17 protein-coding genes and 1 other RNA gene are annotated in these 16,322 nt (G+C 30.0%); 11 read left to right on the forward strand and 7 right to left on the reverse strand.

Features of this window, described 5'->3' with window-relative positions; translation table 11 throughout:
- Window positions 1-1,686, reverse strand: a complete 1,686-nt coding sequence (locus ACVC08_RS15080; protein ID WP_452602650.1) for a M23 family metallopeptidase — start codon at window positions 1,684-1,686, stop codon at window positions 1-3.
- 177 nt (window positions 1,687-1,863) lie between these two features.
- Between ACVC08_RS15080 and ACVC08_RS15085 the strand changes: the two genes are divergently transcribed.
- The 4 genes from ACVC08_RS15085 (at window position 1,864) to rny (ending at window position 4,259) form a co-directional block, all read left to right on the forward strand.
- Window positions 1,864-2,154 (forward strand): hypothetical protein, encoded by a 291-nt coding sequence (locus ACVC08_RS15085; RefSeq protein ID WP_452602651.1) that lies wholly within the window; start codon window positions 1,864-1,866, stop codon window positions 2,152-2,154.
- A gap of 19 nt (window positions 2,155-2,173) precedes the next feature.
- Window positions 2,174-2,467 (forward strand): cell division protein ZapA, encoded by a 294-nt coding sequence (locus tag ACVC08_RS15090; RefSeq protein WP_452599977.1) that lies wholly within the window; start codon window positions 2,174-2,176, stop codon window positions 2,465-2,467.
- A 56-nt stretch (window positions 2,468-2,523) separates the two neighbouring features.
- Window positions 2,524-2,631: non-coding RNA, 6S RNA (ssrS, locus tag ACVC08_RS15095), on the forward strand.
- Window positions 2,632-2,684: 53 nt separating this feature from the next.
- Window positions 2,685-4,259 carry a ribonuclease Y gene (gene rny, locus ACVC08_RS15100; protein WP_452599978.1) on the forward strand — a complete coding sequence of 525 codons (1,575 nt, stop codon included), beginning with the start codon at window positions 2,685-2,687 and terminating at the stop codon, window positions 4,257-4,259.
- Window positions 4,260-4,319: 60 nt separating this feature from the next.
- On the opposite strand, the gene ACVC08_RS15105 is transcribed toward rny, so the two are convergent.
- From ACVC08_RS15105 to xerD, 3 genes are all read right to left on the reverse strand, one after another.
- Window positions 4,320-5,468: a sensor histidine kinase gene (locus ACVC08_RS15105; protein WP_452602652.1), complete on the reverse strand. Its 1,149-nt coding sequence runs from the start codon at window positions 5,466-5,468 to the stop codon at window positions 4,320-4,322.
- 145 nt (window positions 5,469-5,613) lie between these two features.
- Window positions 5,614-6,792, reverse strand: coding sequence for a sensor histidine kinase (locus ACVC08_RS15110; RefSeq protein WP_452602653.1), 1,179 nt, complete (start codon window positions 6,790-6,792; stop codon window positions 5,614-5,616).
- Between the two features lie 115 nt (window positions 6,793-6,907).
- On the reverse strand, window positions 6,908-7,804 hold the full coding sequence (gene xerD / locus ACVC08_RS15115) for a site-specific tyrosine recombinase XerD (RefSeq protein ID WP_452602654.1): 897 nt from the start codon (window positions 7,802-7,804) through the stop codon (window positions 6,908-6,910).
- A 305-nt stretch (window positions 7,805-8,109) separates the two neighbouring features.
- Here xerD and ACVC08_RS15120 point away from each other — a divergent pair, with 305 nt between their 5' ends.
- Window positions 8,110-8,700 (forward strand): outer membrane beta-barrel protein, encoded by a 591-nt coding sequence (locus tag ACVC08_RS15120; protein ID WP_452596471.1) that lies wholly within the window; start codon window positions 8,110-8,112, stop codon window positions 8,698-8,700.
- 77 nt (window positions 8,701-8,777) lie between these two features.
- On the opposite strand, the gene ACVC08_RS15125 is transcribed toward ACVC08_RS15120, so the two are convergent.
- Genes ACVC08_RS15125 through ACVC08_RS15135 form a run of 3 tightly spaced genes read right to left on the reverse strand, consistent with a single transcriptional unit; the run spans window position 8,778 to window position 10,892 of the window.
- On the reverse strand, window positions 8,778-9,341 hold the full coding sequence (locus tag ACVC08_RS15125; RefSeq protein ID WP_452602655.1) for an RsmD family RNA methyltransferase: 564 nt from the start codon (window positions 9,339-9,341) through the stop codon (window positions 8,778-8,780).
- Window positions 9,341-10,186 (reverse strand): DUF3822 family protein, encoded by an 846-nt coding sequence (locus tag ACVC08_RS15130; RefSeq protein WP_452602656.1) that lies wholly within the window; start codon window positions 10,184-10,186, stop codon window positions 9,341-9,343. The genes ACVC08_RS15125 and ACVC08_RS15130 overlap by 1 nt, the downstream gene beginning before the upstream one ends.
- On the reverse strand, window positions 10,146-10,892 hold the full coding sequence (locus tag ACVC08_RS15135; protein ID WP_452602657.1) for a hypothetical protein: 747 nt from the start codon (window positions 10,890-10,892) through the stop codon (window positions 10,146-10,148). Before ACVC08_RS15135 ends, ACVC08_RS15130 begins: the two co-directional genes overlap by 41 nt.
- 122 nt (window positions 10,893-11,014) lie before the next feature.
- Here ACVC08_RS15135 and ACVC08_RS15140 point away from each other — a divergent pair, with 122 nt between their 5' ends.
- The 6 genes from ACVC08_RS15140 (at window position 11,015) to ACVC08_RS15165 (ending at window position 16,246) form a co-directional block, all read left to right on the forward strand.
- Window positions 11,015-12,442 carry an ATP-dependent DNA helicase gene (locus tag ACVC08_RS15140; RefSeq protein WP_452602658.1) on the forward strand — a complete coding sequence of 476 codons (1,428 nt, stop codon included), beginning with the start codon at window positions 11,015-11,017 and terminating at the stop codon, window positions 12,440-12,442.
- An 87-nt stretch (window positions 12,443-12,529) separates the two neighbouring features.
- Window positions 12,530-13,096, forward strand: coding sequence for a DUF4126 domain-containing protein (locus ACVC08_RS15145; RefSeq protein WP_452602659.1), 567 nt, complete (start codon window positions 12,530-12,532; stop codon window positions 13,094-13,096).
- Window positions 13,097-13,145: 49 nt separating this feature from the next.
- Window positions 13,146-13,874, forward strand: coding sequence for a 3-deoxy-manno-octulosonate cytidylyltransferase (gene kdsB / locus ACVC08_RS15150; protein WP_452599541.1), 729 nt, complete (start codon window positions 13,146-13,148; stop codon window positions 13,872-13,874).
- Window position 13,875: 1 nt separating this feature from the next.
- Window positions 13,876-14,580, forward strand: a complete 705-nt coding sequence (locus tag ACVC08_RS15155) for an HAD family hydrolase (protein WP_452599542.1) — start codon at window positions 13,876-13,878, stop codon at window positions 14,578-14,580.
- Window positions 14,581-14,613: 33 nt separating this feature from the next.
- Window positions 14,614-15,696, forward strand: coding sequence for an iron-containing alcohol dehydrogenase family protein (locus tag ACVC08_RS15160; RefSeq protein ID WP_452602660.1), 1,083 nt, complete (start codon window positions 14,614-14,616; stop codon window positions 15,694-15,696).
- Window position 15,697: 1 nt separating this feature from the next.
- Window positions 15,698-16,246, forward strand: a complete 549-nt coding sequence (locus tag ACVC08_RS15165; RefSeq protein WP_452602661.1) for a 1-acyl-sn-glycerol-3-phosphate acyltransferase — start codon at window positions 15,698-15,700, stop codon at window positions 16,244-16,246.
- The last annotated feature ends 76 nt before the right edge of the window (window positions 16,247-16,322 follow it).

Consider the following 16,322-nt stretch of genomic DNA (forward strand, 5'->3'; position numbering starts at 1 on the left):
TTATTTTCTGTAAAATATAGCTTCAAAAGTAGCACTATTTCCAACATTATCGGTAACAATTACTTTTAAATTATTTTTAGTATCTGTAATTATACCGTCATTAAAATCATAGGTTAATATTTTCTTTTTATAATCGTATTCCATTAAAATCCATTTTCCATTAACCGTGGCTCTGTAATTAGATATACCTGTTGTTTTATCATTTATTTTAAGTTTTAAAAATCGGTACTTACTTAGCCAAGATCCATTTTTAAAATTTAAAGGTTTAATAGTTGGTTTATCGGTGTCTCTTGCTAGAGTATAGGTTCCTAAATCTTTAGTTCTGGTACTTAAAGTGTTTCCTTTTCTTTTTGTTGGGGAGTAACTTGGAAAATTGTTCCAGCCAATAAGCTCTGCTATATATAATTGATTACGGTCTTCTTTATTATATTGTGTTATATCGTATGTTATGGTGAAGTATTTTTTTACAGGAATTGTAGGTTTATGTAAAGTTAGCGTATCGTTTTTTACATTAAAATCTATAAAAAAATCATCGTAAAAAGTATGTTCTGGAATGCTAACAGAAACATTATCTTTAGATAAATTGGTTGCTTCGCTAGAAAGCACATAGTCCTGTGTAGTCACAGGGTTTTCTGTATCGTTAGGAAGCTTGTTTTCGCCTTTTATGGTTATGTTTAAAATAGAGGTGTTAGCTTTAAAATCGCTAACCTTTACTTTATATACAGTAGCTGTACTGTCGCTAATATTAATATAACCATTGTCTATGGTATTATCATAGAGACTTAATGGATTGTTCTTTTCTATAAATAGTTTTTGAAGCTTTTGTTTTTTTGTTTTATAATGTTCGTAGTCTATTAAACGGTTTAAATGTTTTGTTTCAGAAAACGAAAAACGTCTAAAGTCGATTTCAAAATTTTCGATACCGTTATAAAACGTTTTTATATTATATACTCCATTTTTATTACCAGCGAGATCTTGCCTGTCTATTGTTTCTATACTAAAGCCTATTGTTCCATAAGCTTTTATAGGTTCTACTTTATAATTTCCATCTTTTAGAGGAATTAAACGTAGTTTTTGTTTTTTGCTAGAGCCATTAATATGTGCATTTTTACTAATAGGGTAGGCGTATATGTTAGAAATAACAGGCTTCCTAGTGTCTTTTACATCTATTCCAAATAACATAGGGTTAATTGGACGTTCTTGATTGTCTCTAATTTCAAAATGTAAATGTGGTCCGCCAGAACTACCAGTATTACCTGTAAAGGCTATAATATCATTTTTACGTATTATTAATTCATCCTCGTTTGGAAATAATTCTATCTCAAAGGATTCTTTTTCGTATTGCCTTTTCTTTATGTAGGCTTCTATTTCTGGAGAAAACTTTTGTAAATGGGCATAAACACTTGTATAACCGTTTGGGTGTGTAACGTATAAAGCTTTGCCATATCCGTAATGCGCAATTTTTATTCTACTTACATATCCATCTGCTATACCATAGACTTTTAATCCTTCTACTTGTTTTGTTTTAATGTCTAAACCAGAATGAAAATGATTAGAACGCAATTCTGCAAAAGTGCCAGCTAAAACAACCGTAATGTCTAATGGTGATCTAAAATAATCTTGAGGGTATTGACTTTGTCCGTAAAGAGACGTACTTAAAAGTAAAAGCAAAAGGAGTTTTTTCATAAAAAATCTTGTTAATGCTAATGTATAAATTAGATTGCAATTACCAAAGATAAATCAAATACTAAGCCATAGTATTGATTATGAGGAGTAAGATTAAAAAAATAAATTTTATATAAAAACTATTGTAAAATAGGGGTAATTCTGTTAACTTTGTAAGATAAGTATTGATATTTGTAAATGAGTAATATTGAAGACATTGTTAATGCTCTTGAGATAAAAATAAGTAAAGTTTTAAATTCATTAGACGATTTAAAGCAAACTAATTTAAAATTAACTCAAGAATTAGAGCAAAGTCAAAATATAATTCAAAGCCAAAAAGCGGAATTATCCAATTGGAAGGAAAAATATGAAACGCTAAAAATGGCAAACACAATACTAGGCAGTGATAATGATAAAAGAGAAACTAAACTCAAAATAAACGCATTAATTAGAGATATAGATCATTGTATTGGTCAATTATCAGAATAATGCAAACATAGTGTTACTTATGGCAGAAAAGCTTAAAATAAAGCTTTCTATAGCTAATAGAGTTTATCCTTTAACGATACAACCGAGTCAAGAAGAAGGATTAAGAATAGCAGCTAAGAAAATAGATACCATGATTGCACAATTTGAGCAAAGTTATTCCGTTAGAGATAAACAAGATGTTTTAGCCATGTGTGCTTTACAATTTGCATCTCAAGTAGAACAGAAGGCTTTGGATAAAGAACATGTAGATGAACATATCGAAGAAAAGTTAAATGCTTTAAACACGGTATTAGATTCTTATTTAGGTTCTTAAAACGTTCTTATAAATAAAATAAAGGTTACTGCCTACATTAATTATTTTTTTGATAAACTCAACGTTAATTCTTTAAAAAGGGTGAGTTTAAGTTGTAAAAGCGGGCTGTCTTAGAACAGATACTTGATCAGCTTGTTAGCCCTAAACTTGTTTTTAAGGAGTTTATACAAAACTAAAATTAGTGTAGGCTTTTTTTATATATTAAACTAACTAAAAAATGAATGAAATAATTCTATCAATTGTAGGAGGTATCGCAATAGGGGCTATAATTGGGTTTATTGTAGCTAAAGTACTAGAGCGAAACAATGCTTCCAAACTTATAAAGAGCGCTAAAAAATCGGCTTCAGCGATTTTAAGAGAAGCTAAAAATGAAGGAGAAACTATTAAAAAGGATAAAATACTTCAAGCAAAAGAAAAATTTATTGAACTAAAAGCAGAACATGAAAAGGTCATTTTATCTAGAGATAAGAAAATAGCCGAGGCAGAAAAACGTACTAGAGATAAAGAATCTCAAATATCTAACGAACTCTCTAAGTCTAAAAAAGCGACAGCAGCTGTAGAGGCTAAATTAAATGATTACAATCATAGAGTAGATGTTTTAGAAAAAAAACAAAACGAATTAGATAGATTACATAAAAGTCAAGTAGAGCAATTAGAAGTTATTTCTAGTTTATCTGCAGAAGAAGCAAAAGCACAATTAGTTGAATCTTTAAGAGGAGAAGCTAAAAGTGATGCCATGGCTTATATTCAAGATAAAATTGAAGAAGCTAAATTAACGGCTCAGCAGGAAGCTAAGAAAATTATAATTAATACTATACAACGTATTGGTACAGAAGAAGCTGTAGACAATTGTGTGTCTGTATTTAATATAGAATCAGACGATGTTAAAGGTAGAATTATTGGTCGAGAAGGACGTAATATTCGTGCTATAGAAGCCGCTACAGGAGTAGAAATTATTGTAGACGACACTCCTGAAGCTATTATTTTATCGTGTTTTGATTCTGTAAGACGTGAGATTGCAAGATTATCGCTTCATAAATTAGTTACAGATGGTAGAATACACCCTGCAAGAATTGAAGAAATAGTTAAAAAGACTCAAAAACAAATAGAGCAAGAAATAATAGAGGTTGGTAAACGTACAGTTATAGATTTAGGAATTCATGGATTACATCCAGAATTAATAAAAATGGTTGGACGTATGAAGTATCGTTCTTCTTATGGACAAAACTTATTACAACACTCTAGAGAAGTTGCTAAACTTTGTGGTGTAATGGCTGCAGAATTAGGCTTAAATTCTAAATTAGCTAAACGTGCTGGATTATTACACGATATTGGTAAAGTGCCAGACGCCGAAACAGACATGGAAACTCCTCACGCAATTTTAGGAATGCAATGGGCAGAAAAGTATGGTGAAAAACCAGAAGTATGTAATGCTATTGGGGCACACCATGATGAAATAGAAATGAAGTCGTTATTATCACCAATTATTCAGGTTTGTGATGCAATATCTGGTGCAAGACCAGGTGCAAGACGTCAAGTTTTAGATTCTTACATACAACGATTAAAGGATTTAGAAGAAGTAGCCTTTGGGTTTAATGGAGTAAAGAAAGCATATGCAATACAAGCTGGTAGAGAGCTTAGAGTTATTGTTGAGAGTGAAAAAGTAAATGATGAAAAAGCAGCAGATTTATCATTTAATATTTCTCAAAAAATACAAACAGATATGACATACCCTGGCCAAGTAAAAGTTACAGTAATAAGAGAGACAAGAGCCGTTAATATAGCGAAATAAAGTTTTAAAAATTACTAGTAAAACAAAAAAGCAATCTTTAATTAAAGATTGCTTTTTTGTTTAGTCTATAGCTTTGTTTGGTATATTTATAATAAATTCTGTACCTTCTCCTACTTTACTTTTTACATTAATTTGTCCTCCAAAAGCCTCAATTTGACTTTTTATAAGATATAAACCAATGCCTTCAGCATTTTCATTTAAATGGAACGTTTTATAAAGTCCAAAAATATCGTTACCATATTTGTTTAAATCTATCCCCAAACCATTATCTGAGACTTTAATGATTATATGGTCTGAATCATCAATAAAAGCTTTTAAAGTTATTATTGGGTCTCTTTTAGGGTGTTTATATTTTATAGCATTAGATAAAAGGTTTTGAATAATGCTTTCCATGTATGCTGGACTAAAATGAATAAATAAGCGTTCGTCTATTTCATTATTTATACATACTCTGTTTTCTTTTATTATTATATCTAATAAGTGAATAACTCGCTTAATATATTTAGATATATATATCTTTTCGATCTCTAATTCTTTTTTAGTACCAACAGAGACAATTTGTTTTAAATCATTAATAGTTTTACTTAGAGAAGAAGATACTATTTTTAAATAAGCTATAGTTTCTTCTTTTTCGCTTTCATCTTTTGCCTCATCATAAAACTGAAGTAAACTATTAAAGTTACCAGAGTGTTCTTTTAGGTTATGGGTAACTATATGTGCAAAGTTTTGTAGTTTCTTATTTTGCTCGGTAACTAAATCAAGAGACTTTTTTATTTTTTTCTCATTTTCAACACGATCGGTAATATCTATGTGTGTACCAATAACTCTAACAGCTTTACCAGCTTCATCTTTTTCTATAACTTTACCTTTGTCTAAAATCCATTTATAACTCCCGTCATTTGCTAAAACACGATGCTCATTACAGTAAATAGGGTGTAGGCCGTTTAGATGATCTTGGAAATCTTGAAAATATTTTTGTTTGTCGTCTGGGTGAACTCTATCATTCCAGTTTTGAGAATTAGATCCAAAATTGTTATACTCTCCATCGTTATAACCTAGTATGCGTTTAGATTCTTTAGAGTAAAAAACAGCATCTTGATTGCTTGTATTGTTCCAATCCCATACACCTATATTTGAGTTCTCTAAGGCAAATTGCCATTTTAATTTTTGAAGCTCATCATCCTCATATAGTTTATCTCTTTCAATCATTTAATTTTGTTTTGGTAAATAGCACATTTACAACATAAAGCAAAATTATTTTTTAAACATTATATCATGTTTTTTTTAGATTATTTATAATGTTCAATCGATAATAGTCAAAAAAAACAGATGAAATACAGTTTAATCGATCTCTTTATGTTGGATTCTTTTTATTAGGAATGGTAATTATAAAACTAGTGCCTACATCAACAACACTTGCTAAATCTATAGTACCGCCAAGAGATTCTAATTGGCTTTTTATAAGGTATAAACCAACGCCTTCTGAGTTTTGATTTGTATGAAAAGTTTTATATAAACCAAAAATGTCTTTTCCAAATTTATTAAGGTTAACTCCTAAACCATTATCTGTTATTTTTATAACAATATTTTCGTTGTAAGTTGTAGATTTAATTTCTATTATTGGGTCTCTTTCTGGATGTTTGTATTTTATAGCATTAGTCATTAAATTTTGAATAATACTTTCCATATAAGCAGGACTAAAAAAGACTTCTAAATCATTATCAATGTTATTTATTATAGAGGTATTACTCTCTTTAATAACAACTTCTAATAAGTTTATAGCGCGCTTTACGTACCTATTAATATTTATTTTTTCTATATTAATTTCTTTTTTAGCCTCAACAGATACAACTTGACTTAAGTTAGAAATTGTGGTGCCTAAAGATTTGGATAGCGTTTTTAAATAGCTTATTAATTCTTCTTTATCGTCATCATTTTGGGCTTCATCATAAAAAGTTAAAAGGCTTTCAAAGTTTCCAGCGTGTTCTTTAAGGTTGTGGGTTACTATATGCGCAAAATTTTGTAGCTTTTTATTTTGCTTAGTAACTGTATCTATTGTTTTATTTATTTTTTCCTCATTAAGCACACGGGTAGTAATGTCTGTATGTGTACCTATAATACGCATAGCTTTACCATCTTTATCTTTTTCTATTATCCTTCCCTTATCAAAAATCCATTTATAACTCCCATCGTTGCATAAAACACGGTGTTGATTTTCGTATATAGGATGAATACCATTTAAATGATTTTGAAAATCTTGAAAATACTTTTGTCTATCGTCTGGATGAACTCTATTATTCCAATCTTGAGAATTGGAACCAAAAGTGTTACCATCATTGTCTGTGTAACCTAGAATTGCTTTTGATTCTTTTGAAAAAAAAACACGGTCTTGATTATCTGTATTGTCCCAACTCCAAATACCTATATTGGAATTTTCTAAAGCAAATTTCCATTTTAGTTTTTCAAATTGTTCTATACTATAATTCGTTTCAGAACTATTAATATTGTATTCATTTTCTTTTAGTCGTTCCATTATAATTTTGCACATTTACGGGAAACTAACACTCTATTAATCTAATATAAAAAGATTATAAGCAGGGCTAAATTTAGTAAAAATAGATTAAATGCACTAAAAAACAGATTAAATACTATTTTCGAGGATGGTAATTATGCATTACATCTTTTAAGTGACTTTTATCTAAGTGCATATAAATTTCTGTCGTTGTTATGCTTTCATGGCCTAACATTAGCTGTATAGCTCTTAAATCTGCACCATTTTCTAGTAAGTGAGTTGCAAAAGAATGTCTAAATGTATGTGGAGAAATGACTTTTTCTAAATTTATTTTAACAGCTAATTGTTTAATTATAGTAAAAATCATAGCTCTGGTTAGCTGTTTTCCGCGTCTATTTAAAAATAAAGTATCTTTAAATTCTTCAGGAACATCCATATGTGTTCTAATTTCCTTCCTATATATAATAATATATTTTTGTGTGGCTTCTACTATAGGAACAAAACGTTGTTTATCTCCTTTTCCTGTTACTTTAATAAAGCCTTCATCAAAATATAAATCTGATATTTTTAAATTAGTTAATTCACTAACTCTTAGTCCGCAACTGTAAAGTAACTCTAATATGGCACGATTGCGTTCTCCTTGAGGTTTGCTTAAATCTATTGCATTAATAAGAGCGTTTATTTCTTTTACAGAAAGTGTATCGGGTAGTTTTCTCCCTATTTTAGGAGAGTCTATAGTATCTAAAGGGTTAGAATCTCTATAATCCTCGAACACCAAATAGTTAAAGAAACCTTTTAAACCAGATATTATTCTAGATTGAGTTCTTGCATTAACTGTATTTGCTATATTATAAATAAAATGTTGTATTGTGCCTTTAGAAATAGTAATTGGGGTTTCTTTTATTTCGTTTTCTTTTAAATAGGATATTAGCTTCTTTATATCGAAACTATAATTATCTATTGAATTTTGAGATAAACCTCTTTCTATTTTTAGATAGAACTTATAATCTTTAAGTGCATTGTCCCATTTCATGAAACAAATATATTGTTTAAGAATACTCCTTCAAAATTTTGTTATACAAGTTATTTATGTAATAACTTAAATGAATTGTATAATACAATATGAATATAAAGAAGGTGTTTTTATGCTAAAATACTTTTCCAAGCTAATACCTAAATAGGTGTGGTTTTTGTGAAAAACATAACTTTAACATTTCTTTATGTACTGTTAATCAGTTAGTTATTGTTTTAGGGTTGTTTTTTTACGTTTTTTCTTGTAGAAATAGAAAAGAGAACGTAATTTTGCGCCCTCAAAAGAACTAAAAACTTTGATCAATTATGAAAAAATTATTATTATTAGCTGCAGTAGCAGTATTTGGATTAACTAGTGTTAATGCTCAAGAGGAAACAAAAACTGGTGGATTTGCAAAAGGTGATCTTTACGCAAGTGGTACTGTTGGTTACAATAGCTTTTCTCAAGGAGATGTAGATAGCAACGAGCTTACTTTCGCTCCTTCTGTTGGTTACTTTGTAAGTGACAATATCGCTGTTGAATTAGGAGTTACTGTTGGATCTGGTGAAGATACAGCTAAAACAAAAACTAACACTTTTGGTGGTAGCTTAGGAGCTACTTACTTCTTTACTCCAGCAGACCAATTTTCTTTCACTTTAGGTGCAGGTGTTGCTTACAACTCTACTAAAGTTGAATTAGATGGTGCTACAAACGATACAAAAGTTAACGCTTTTGCAGTAGCAGTTGCTCCAGGAGTAAACTATTTTGTATCTAACTGTTTCGCTTTAAGAGCATCTATTGGTGCATTATCTTACACAAGCGCTAAAGCAGATGTTGATGGTGCAGAAGCAGCAAACAACTTTGGTTTAAACTTAGATTTATCTGATATTAACTTTGGAATTACTTACAAGTTCTAATTTTAATAAATAGTAACATAAAAAAAGCCGAAGTATTATATACTTCGGCTTTTTTGTGTTCTATATTTTTTAATTAATTAATCTTCTTGTGCTTCTTGCTCATTTTCAAGATCGAAAAAGCTAAACATATTACCACCATAGCCTTTTGAATGACTGTAATTTGGTAAATGTGACAAATCGGTATGTTTAGAATGCTCAATTATTAGCCAGCCATTATCTTCTAATAAGTTATTCTCAAAAATTAAAGCTGGAATTTTAGAAAACTCTTCGACAGAAAAATCATAAGGAGGGTCTGCAAAAATAATAGTAGATTTTAAACTGGTTTTTTCTAAAAAATTGTAAACATTACTTTTAATGGTATGTATAGGCATGTCAAAACTACTAGCCGTTTCGTTTATAAACTTTATGCAACCATAATCTTGGTCTACACAAGTAATTTGTTCTGTTCCTCTAGAGGCAAACTCGTAACTTATATTACCTGTTCCTGCAAATAAATCTAAAACAGAAATCTCATCAAAGTAATAATTATTATTTAAAATATTAAATAAAGATTCCTTAGCCATATCTGTGGTTGGGCGAACGGGTAATTTTTTTGGAGCAGAAATTTTTCTACCCTTATATTTTCCTGAAATTATGCGCATTATAAGCTTTTTATAAGTGTAAAATCTGAATAACTAGTACTAGGTAACTCGGTATAGTTATAAGTGTCGTAACGGTTTCCAAAACTAACATTTCTAATGTATTTATATACTACATCATAGAGTTTATGTTCTTTAGTAATGTCACCAATAAAGATTAAGTCTATTAATTCTGGATTATAATTAAGCTGTTCTATAGTAAACAGAATATAGTAAATAAAATCATCCTCAGTATTATAATTAAAAGTATTATAAAGTATTAGGTCGCCAGAATCTATTGCAATAATTTCAAAATGTGTTTTTGCTACATTAACATATAGTTTCGATGTTTTACTATGTTTTTCTATACTGAGTATATGTTCTATTAATACACTGGAGAAGTGTTTGTATTCAAAACTACCAAAAGTATCATATATATAATTATTTATGTTTATGTATGGTATATAAACATTAACACTATCATTAATGAGTAACTCATCAAAAGTTATAAAATCTGTTTTTAAAATTTTAGTATTTAACTTTAAGTAGTCTGCAATTGCGTTTTCGTTAAATAAAGCTTTTGGTACAAGAGTAGATAATTCATTAACATGTATAACTGTAACTTTACTAAATTTTTCGTGTAAAGTTTGCTCTGTATTAAAGAGGTGTTTTAACGTGTCTAAAAGCTCAAAAGGGGTTTGTTTTTTTACTACAGCTATGTGTTTTAGAGTAGTAATGGTATTGGTTTCTGTATTTAGAATACAAAAAGAAAGTCCATTCAAACTAATTTGAATGGACAGTTCTTTATTAAGTATATCTTGTATAGAATTATTGCTTTTTAGTGTCATAAAGTTTTGGCCAGTTTCCATTGGTTTTAACTTCTTCCATAGAACCAATTCTAATCGCATCACCATTAATTTCATCTACTGAAAATGCTTTGTTTTCTTCAGCAACGTAATCTTCATTTTGGTCATGTAATATATCCTTTTTAAGAACGAAAGCTTCAAAAACAGGGATTTTATCATCATCATCTTCTCCAAATTCACCTGCATTCATAGTAAATTCAAAATTTTCCTTTGCAAAAGGTACATATCTCATTTTTTTATAACGATCAGATGTTTTAAATAATGAATCTTTTACAGGAACAAAACCTAATGTATCTATAATTGTAATCTCATCAGTATATTCAATTCCTCCGTATAATTTTGTTTTTTCTTCATCTATAATAGTGGAGTCTCTTCTTTCAATTAATGTGAATTTTCCATTTTCTATAAAATGAACTAAACTATCATGATTGTTAGTGTATTTACCATTAACTTCTCTATAAGCTAATTGAGCGTCTCTAATATCTACTAGTTTTTTTATTACTTCAGCATAACGCTTTTCTTTTACTTGATTAAATAATATAGGGTTGTATACAGACATAAATGTTTGGTATCCTAGAAAAATGATTAAGCCCCATAATACTATGTTTATAACAGGTTTTAATTTTGTAGGTATAAATTTGTCAATAACCCAAACTATCCCAATAGTAAGTAATATTACAAGAACTGCAATAAGAATAAATTTTATCATATTATTTATTAAATTAAATTAATGGTCCTTCGCAAATCTACAATTTTTTTTTAATCGCTAAAACCTATAAGAGTAAAAATCATTTATATCTTTGAATAAAAGTTTAAAAATTAATTCCATTAATGACCAAATCTGAATTTTATTCCATTATAAAACAGTCTTTTCCGTTTAAACCTACAGCAAAACAAGATATTTTATTATTACAACTTTCTGAATTTATTTTTGATAAAAATAAAAACGGGCTCTATTTATTAAAAGGATATGCAGGAACTGGTAAAACCACTATTATCAGTGCTTTTGTTAATAATTTATGGAAAGCAAAAAAAAGTGCAGTTTTAATGGCTCCAACAGGAAGAGCTGCAAAAGTTATTGCTAATTATTCTAAAAAAGAAGCCTTTACAATACATAGAAAAATATACTTTCCTAAAAAGGATAGAGGAGGAGGTGTAAAATTTGTATTACAACCCAATAAACATAAAAACACCATTTTTATAGTAGATGAAGCCTCAATGATTCCTGATACCCCAGGAGACTCTAAATTATTTGAAAACGGCTCTTTGTTAGATGATTTAATACAATATGTTTACGCTGGTCATAATTGTAAACTATTATTAATAGGAGATACCGCCCAATTACCTCCAGTAAAATTAGAATTAAGTCCTGCACTAGACGAAAATAACCTTAGTCTTAATTATGATAAGCTAGTTACTAAAATAGAACTAGACGAAGTTATGAGGCAAAACCACGATTCGGGTATTCTAGAAAATGCTACAGAACTAAGGGAAACATTATCTAGTGGTTTTTTTGATAGTTTTAAGTTTAATTTATTAGGCTTTAAAGATATTATAAGACTCATAGACGGGCATGACATTATTGATGCAATTAACGATGCATATAGCACGCTTGGTAATGAGGAAATGGCTCTAATTGTTAGAAGTAATAAAAGAGCGAATCTATATAATCAACAAATTAGAAGCCGTATTCTTTTTAATGAAAATGAATTATCTGCTGGAGACTATTTAATGGTCGTTAAAAACAATTACTATTGGGTTAAACCCACAACAGAAGCAGGGTTTATAGCCAATGGAGATATTATAGAAGTTTTAGAGATTTTTAGCATTAAAGAATTGTACGACTTTAGATTTGCAGAAGTTAAGGTAAGAATGGTAGATTATCCTAAAATGCGTCCCTTTGAAACTGTATTGCTATTAGATACCATTTCTGCGGAAACGCCATCGTTGCCATACGAGGAGTCTAATAGACTGTATCAAGAAATACAAAAGGATTACGAAGATGAAACAAGCAACTATAAAAAGTTTCTTAAAATTAAAGGAAACAAATACTTTAATGCTTTACAAGTAAAATTTTCTTATGCTATAACCTGTCATAAATCGCAAGGAGGGCAGTGGAACACTGTTTTTGTAGAACAGCCATATTTGTCCAATGGTATAGATAAAGATTATTTAAGATGGTTATATACAGCGGTTACACGTGCCACAGAAAAACTATATCTAATAGGCTTTAAAAATGATTTTTTTACAGAAGAATAACTAAATAAAAAATACAGAGTTATAGAGATAGTATAATTAGCTTCAAATTTTATTAACTTTGAAGTAAACAGATAACACTTTTAAATTTTGGGAGCAGAGACAATAATAAGTATATGTTTAGGAATAGGATTATCTGCATCAGTTGGCTTTAGGGTTTTTGTGCCTTTGTTTGTTCTTAGTCTAGTAGCATATACAGGAGTGTGGGAGTTAAATGACTCTTGGGAATGGATAGGAAGTCTATCGGCATTAATAGTTTTAGGAGTAGCAACATTAGTAGAAATATCTGCATATTATATTCCATATGTAGATAATGCTTTAGATACCATAGCCATACCATTAGCTGCAATAGCAGGTACCGCAGTAATGGTGTCTACAGTCGCAGATTTAAGCCCCGTAGTAACATGGGCGCTGGCCATTATAGCGGGTGGTGGGACTGCAGCTGCAGTAGCAGGGTCTTCTGGAGCAACACGATTAGTCTCTACAGCTACAACTGGCGGTGTAGGAAACCCTGTAGTATCTACTGTAGAAACTACTACATCTGTATTCATGTCTGTAGTTTCAGTATTTTTACCATACGTAGCACTTGTTCTGGTACTAATACTATTATATATTATTTTTAGGGTTTATAAAAAGTTTAAACTAAGGAAAACTTAAAAATAGGTTTAAAAACCATATTTTTGAAAAATAAATGTTTCAATAATAAATGAAAATAATTGCAATGATTCCGGCACGATATAGTGCCTCTCGTTTTCCAGGTAAATTAATGCAAGATTTAGGGGGGAAACCAGTTATAACAAGAACTTACGAAGCAACAGTTGCCACGCAATTATTTGATGATGTCGTTGTAGTAACAGACAGCGATATTATTTACAATGAAATATCTAGTATTGGAGGCCATATTGTAATGAGTAAAAAAGAACATGAATGTGGTAGCGATCGTATAGCTGAAGCTGTTGAGTTTATGGATGTAGATATTGTTGTAAATGTACAAGGCGATGAACCATTTACAGAAGTCGATTCTCTAAAAAAATTAATTAACGTATTTAAAAACGATAAAGAAAACACAGTAGATTTAGCCTCTTTAATGGTAAATATTACAGACTGGGATGAAATAGAAAACCCAAATACAGTAAAGGTTATTGTAGATAAAGAAGCTTTTGCATTGTATTTTTCAAGAAGCCCAATACCATTTCCAAGAGACAAAACTGTAGCAGCAAAATATTATAAACACAAAGGGGTCTATGCCTTTAGAAAAGACGCTTTAATGGATTTTTACCGTTTACCTATGTTAACACTGGAAGCTTCAGAAAAAATAGAATGTATTCGTTATTTAGAGTATGGTAAACGTATTAAAATGGTAGAAACAAATGTACAAGGAGTAGAGATAGATACACCTGAAGATTTAGAACGTGCTAAAAAACTATGGAAGTAAATTGAACACAACTTACTCACATATAAAAGTAATAGGCTTTGATGCAGACGATACGCTTTGGGTAAACGAAACGTATTTTCGCGATGCCGAACATGAGTTTGCAAAACTATTGCAACACTATGAAACACCTAATAGAATAGAGCAAGAGTTGTTTAAGATGGAAATAAAAAACCTACCTACCTATGGATATGGCGTTAAAGGTTTTGTTCTATCTATGGTAGAAATGGCTTTAGAACTATCTAATAATAATGTTTCTAACACGACCATAAATAAGATTCTTGAATTAGGTAAAGAAATGCTTAACAAACCCGTAGAGTTATTAGATGGTGTTGAAGAAGTGTTGCAAAAACTATCAAAAAAATACAAATTAATAGTTGCAACAAAAGGAGATTTGTTAGATCAAGAACGTAAATTAGAAAAATCGGGGTTACTAGATTATTTTCATCACATAGAAGTGCTGAGCGATAAAAAAGAAGCAAATTATTCTAAATTATTAAATCATTTAGACATTAAGCCCTCAGAGTTTTTAATGATAGGTAATTCATTAAAATCAGATATTTTACCTTTAATAAATATTAAAGCAAATGCTGTGCATGTTCCTTTTCATACCACTTGGGCTCATGAAGAGATTGAAGTAAATGAAACGATAAATAAGGATTATAAAACAATTGGTAATTTATTAGAGTTATTACCACTTTTAGATTAAAAAAAACTATATTTTTACATTATAAATAGTTAGATGAGTTATAAAAATTTTCCAATGGTGTCCAGAGTAGTCTTTGGACGAGGTAGTTTTAATCAATTAGGAGAAATATTAGCCCCTAAACGATTAAATACCAAAGCCCCATTTATATTTTTTGTTGATGATGTATTTAAAGGAAACGCCTGGTTAACCTCAAGAATCCCTTTGTCTTACGATGATAAATTATACTATGTATCTGCTAAGGAAGAGCCAAAAACATCACAAATAGATGATTTAGTTGAAGATATTATTTTAAATTATAAAGAACGCCCTTCTGGAATTATAGGTATAGGTGGAGGAAGCGTTTTAGATATTGCAAAAGCAGTATCTATTATGCTAACTAATAAAGGGCAATCTAAAGACTATCAAGGTTGGGATTTAGTTAAAAACCCAGCAATTTATCATGTTGGAATACCAACCATATCTGGTACAGGTGCAGAAGTCTCTAGAACGACTATACTTACAGGACCAGACAGGAAACTAGGCATTAATAGCGATTATACACCTTTCGATCAAGTTGTACTAGATCCTGAGTTAACTAAAGATGTACCCAAAGAACAATGGTTTTATACAGGTATGGATTGTTATGTACACTGTATAGAATCCTTAAACGGAACCTATTTAAATGCATTTAGTAAATCGTATGGAGAAAAAGCATACTCGTTATGTAAAGAAGTTTTTGTTGATGGCAATTTAACAGAAGAAGAATCTCAAGATAAATTAATGATGGCAAGTTGGCATGGAGGTATGAGTATAGCTTACTCTCAAGTAGGTGTAGCACATGCTATGAGTTATGGTTTATCTTATTTATTAGGAACCAAGCACGGTATTGGTAACTGTATCGTTTTCGATCATTTAGAAGACTATTACCCAGAAGGAGTTGCCTTGTTTAAAGAAATGAAAACAAAGCATAATATAAACTTACCGCAAGGAATCTGTGCAGAATTATCAGACAAGGAGTTTGATATTATGATAGATGTAGCTTTAAGTTTAGAGCCGTTATGGGAAAATGCTATAGGTAAACAATGGAAAAAATCCATTACTCGAGAGACTTTAAGAGCGCTCTACGAAAAAATGTAATATGCGTTGGCTAATTAAACTTATATATTTAAAGATTTTAGGCTGGAAAGTTGTAGGTAATACAACAATGTCTAAAGATACCATTAAAAAAGCTGTTATAATTGCAGCACCACATACTAGCTGGCATGATTTTTACATAGGTATATTTCTTAGAAAAGTAGTAGGCGTTAAAGCTAATTTTGTTGGTAAAAAAGAACTCTTTACTTTTCCTTTTGGTTATTTTTTTAGAGCAATGGGAGGTGCCGCATTAGATAGAACTTCTGGGCAAAATAAAGTACAGGCAATAGCTAAATTATTTAATGGGAGAGAAGAGTTTAGGTTAGCTTTAGCACCAGAAGGTACAAGAAAAAAAGTGAAAGAATGGAAAACAGGATTCTATTACATAGCTAAAGAAGCCAATGTCCCTATTATAATGTTTACTTTGGATTTTGCTAAAAAACAAAATAAAGTTTCAGAACCATTTTACCCTACGGACAACATAGAGGAGGACTTTAAATTCATGAAAAATTTCTATAAAGACGTTGTGGGAAAAATACCGCATTATTCCTAAATATTTAATTTTCAGCGAGTTTTGTCTTTCGTAAATAGTGTATTCTTTGTAAAAGAACTTAATTATTGAGAATACT

It is taken from the genome of Pontimicrobium sp. MEBiC06410, assembly GCF_053601615.1.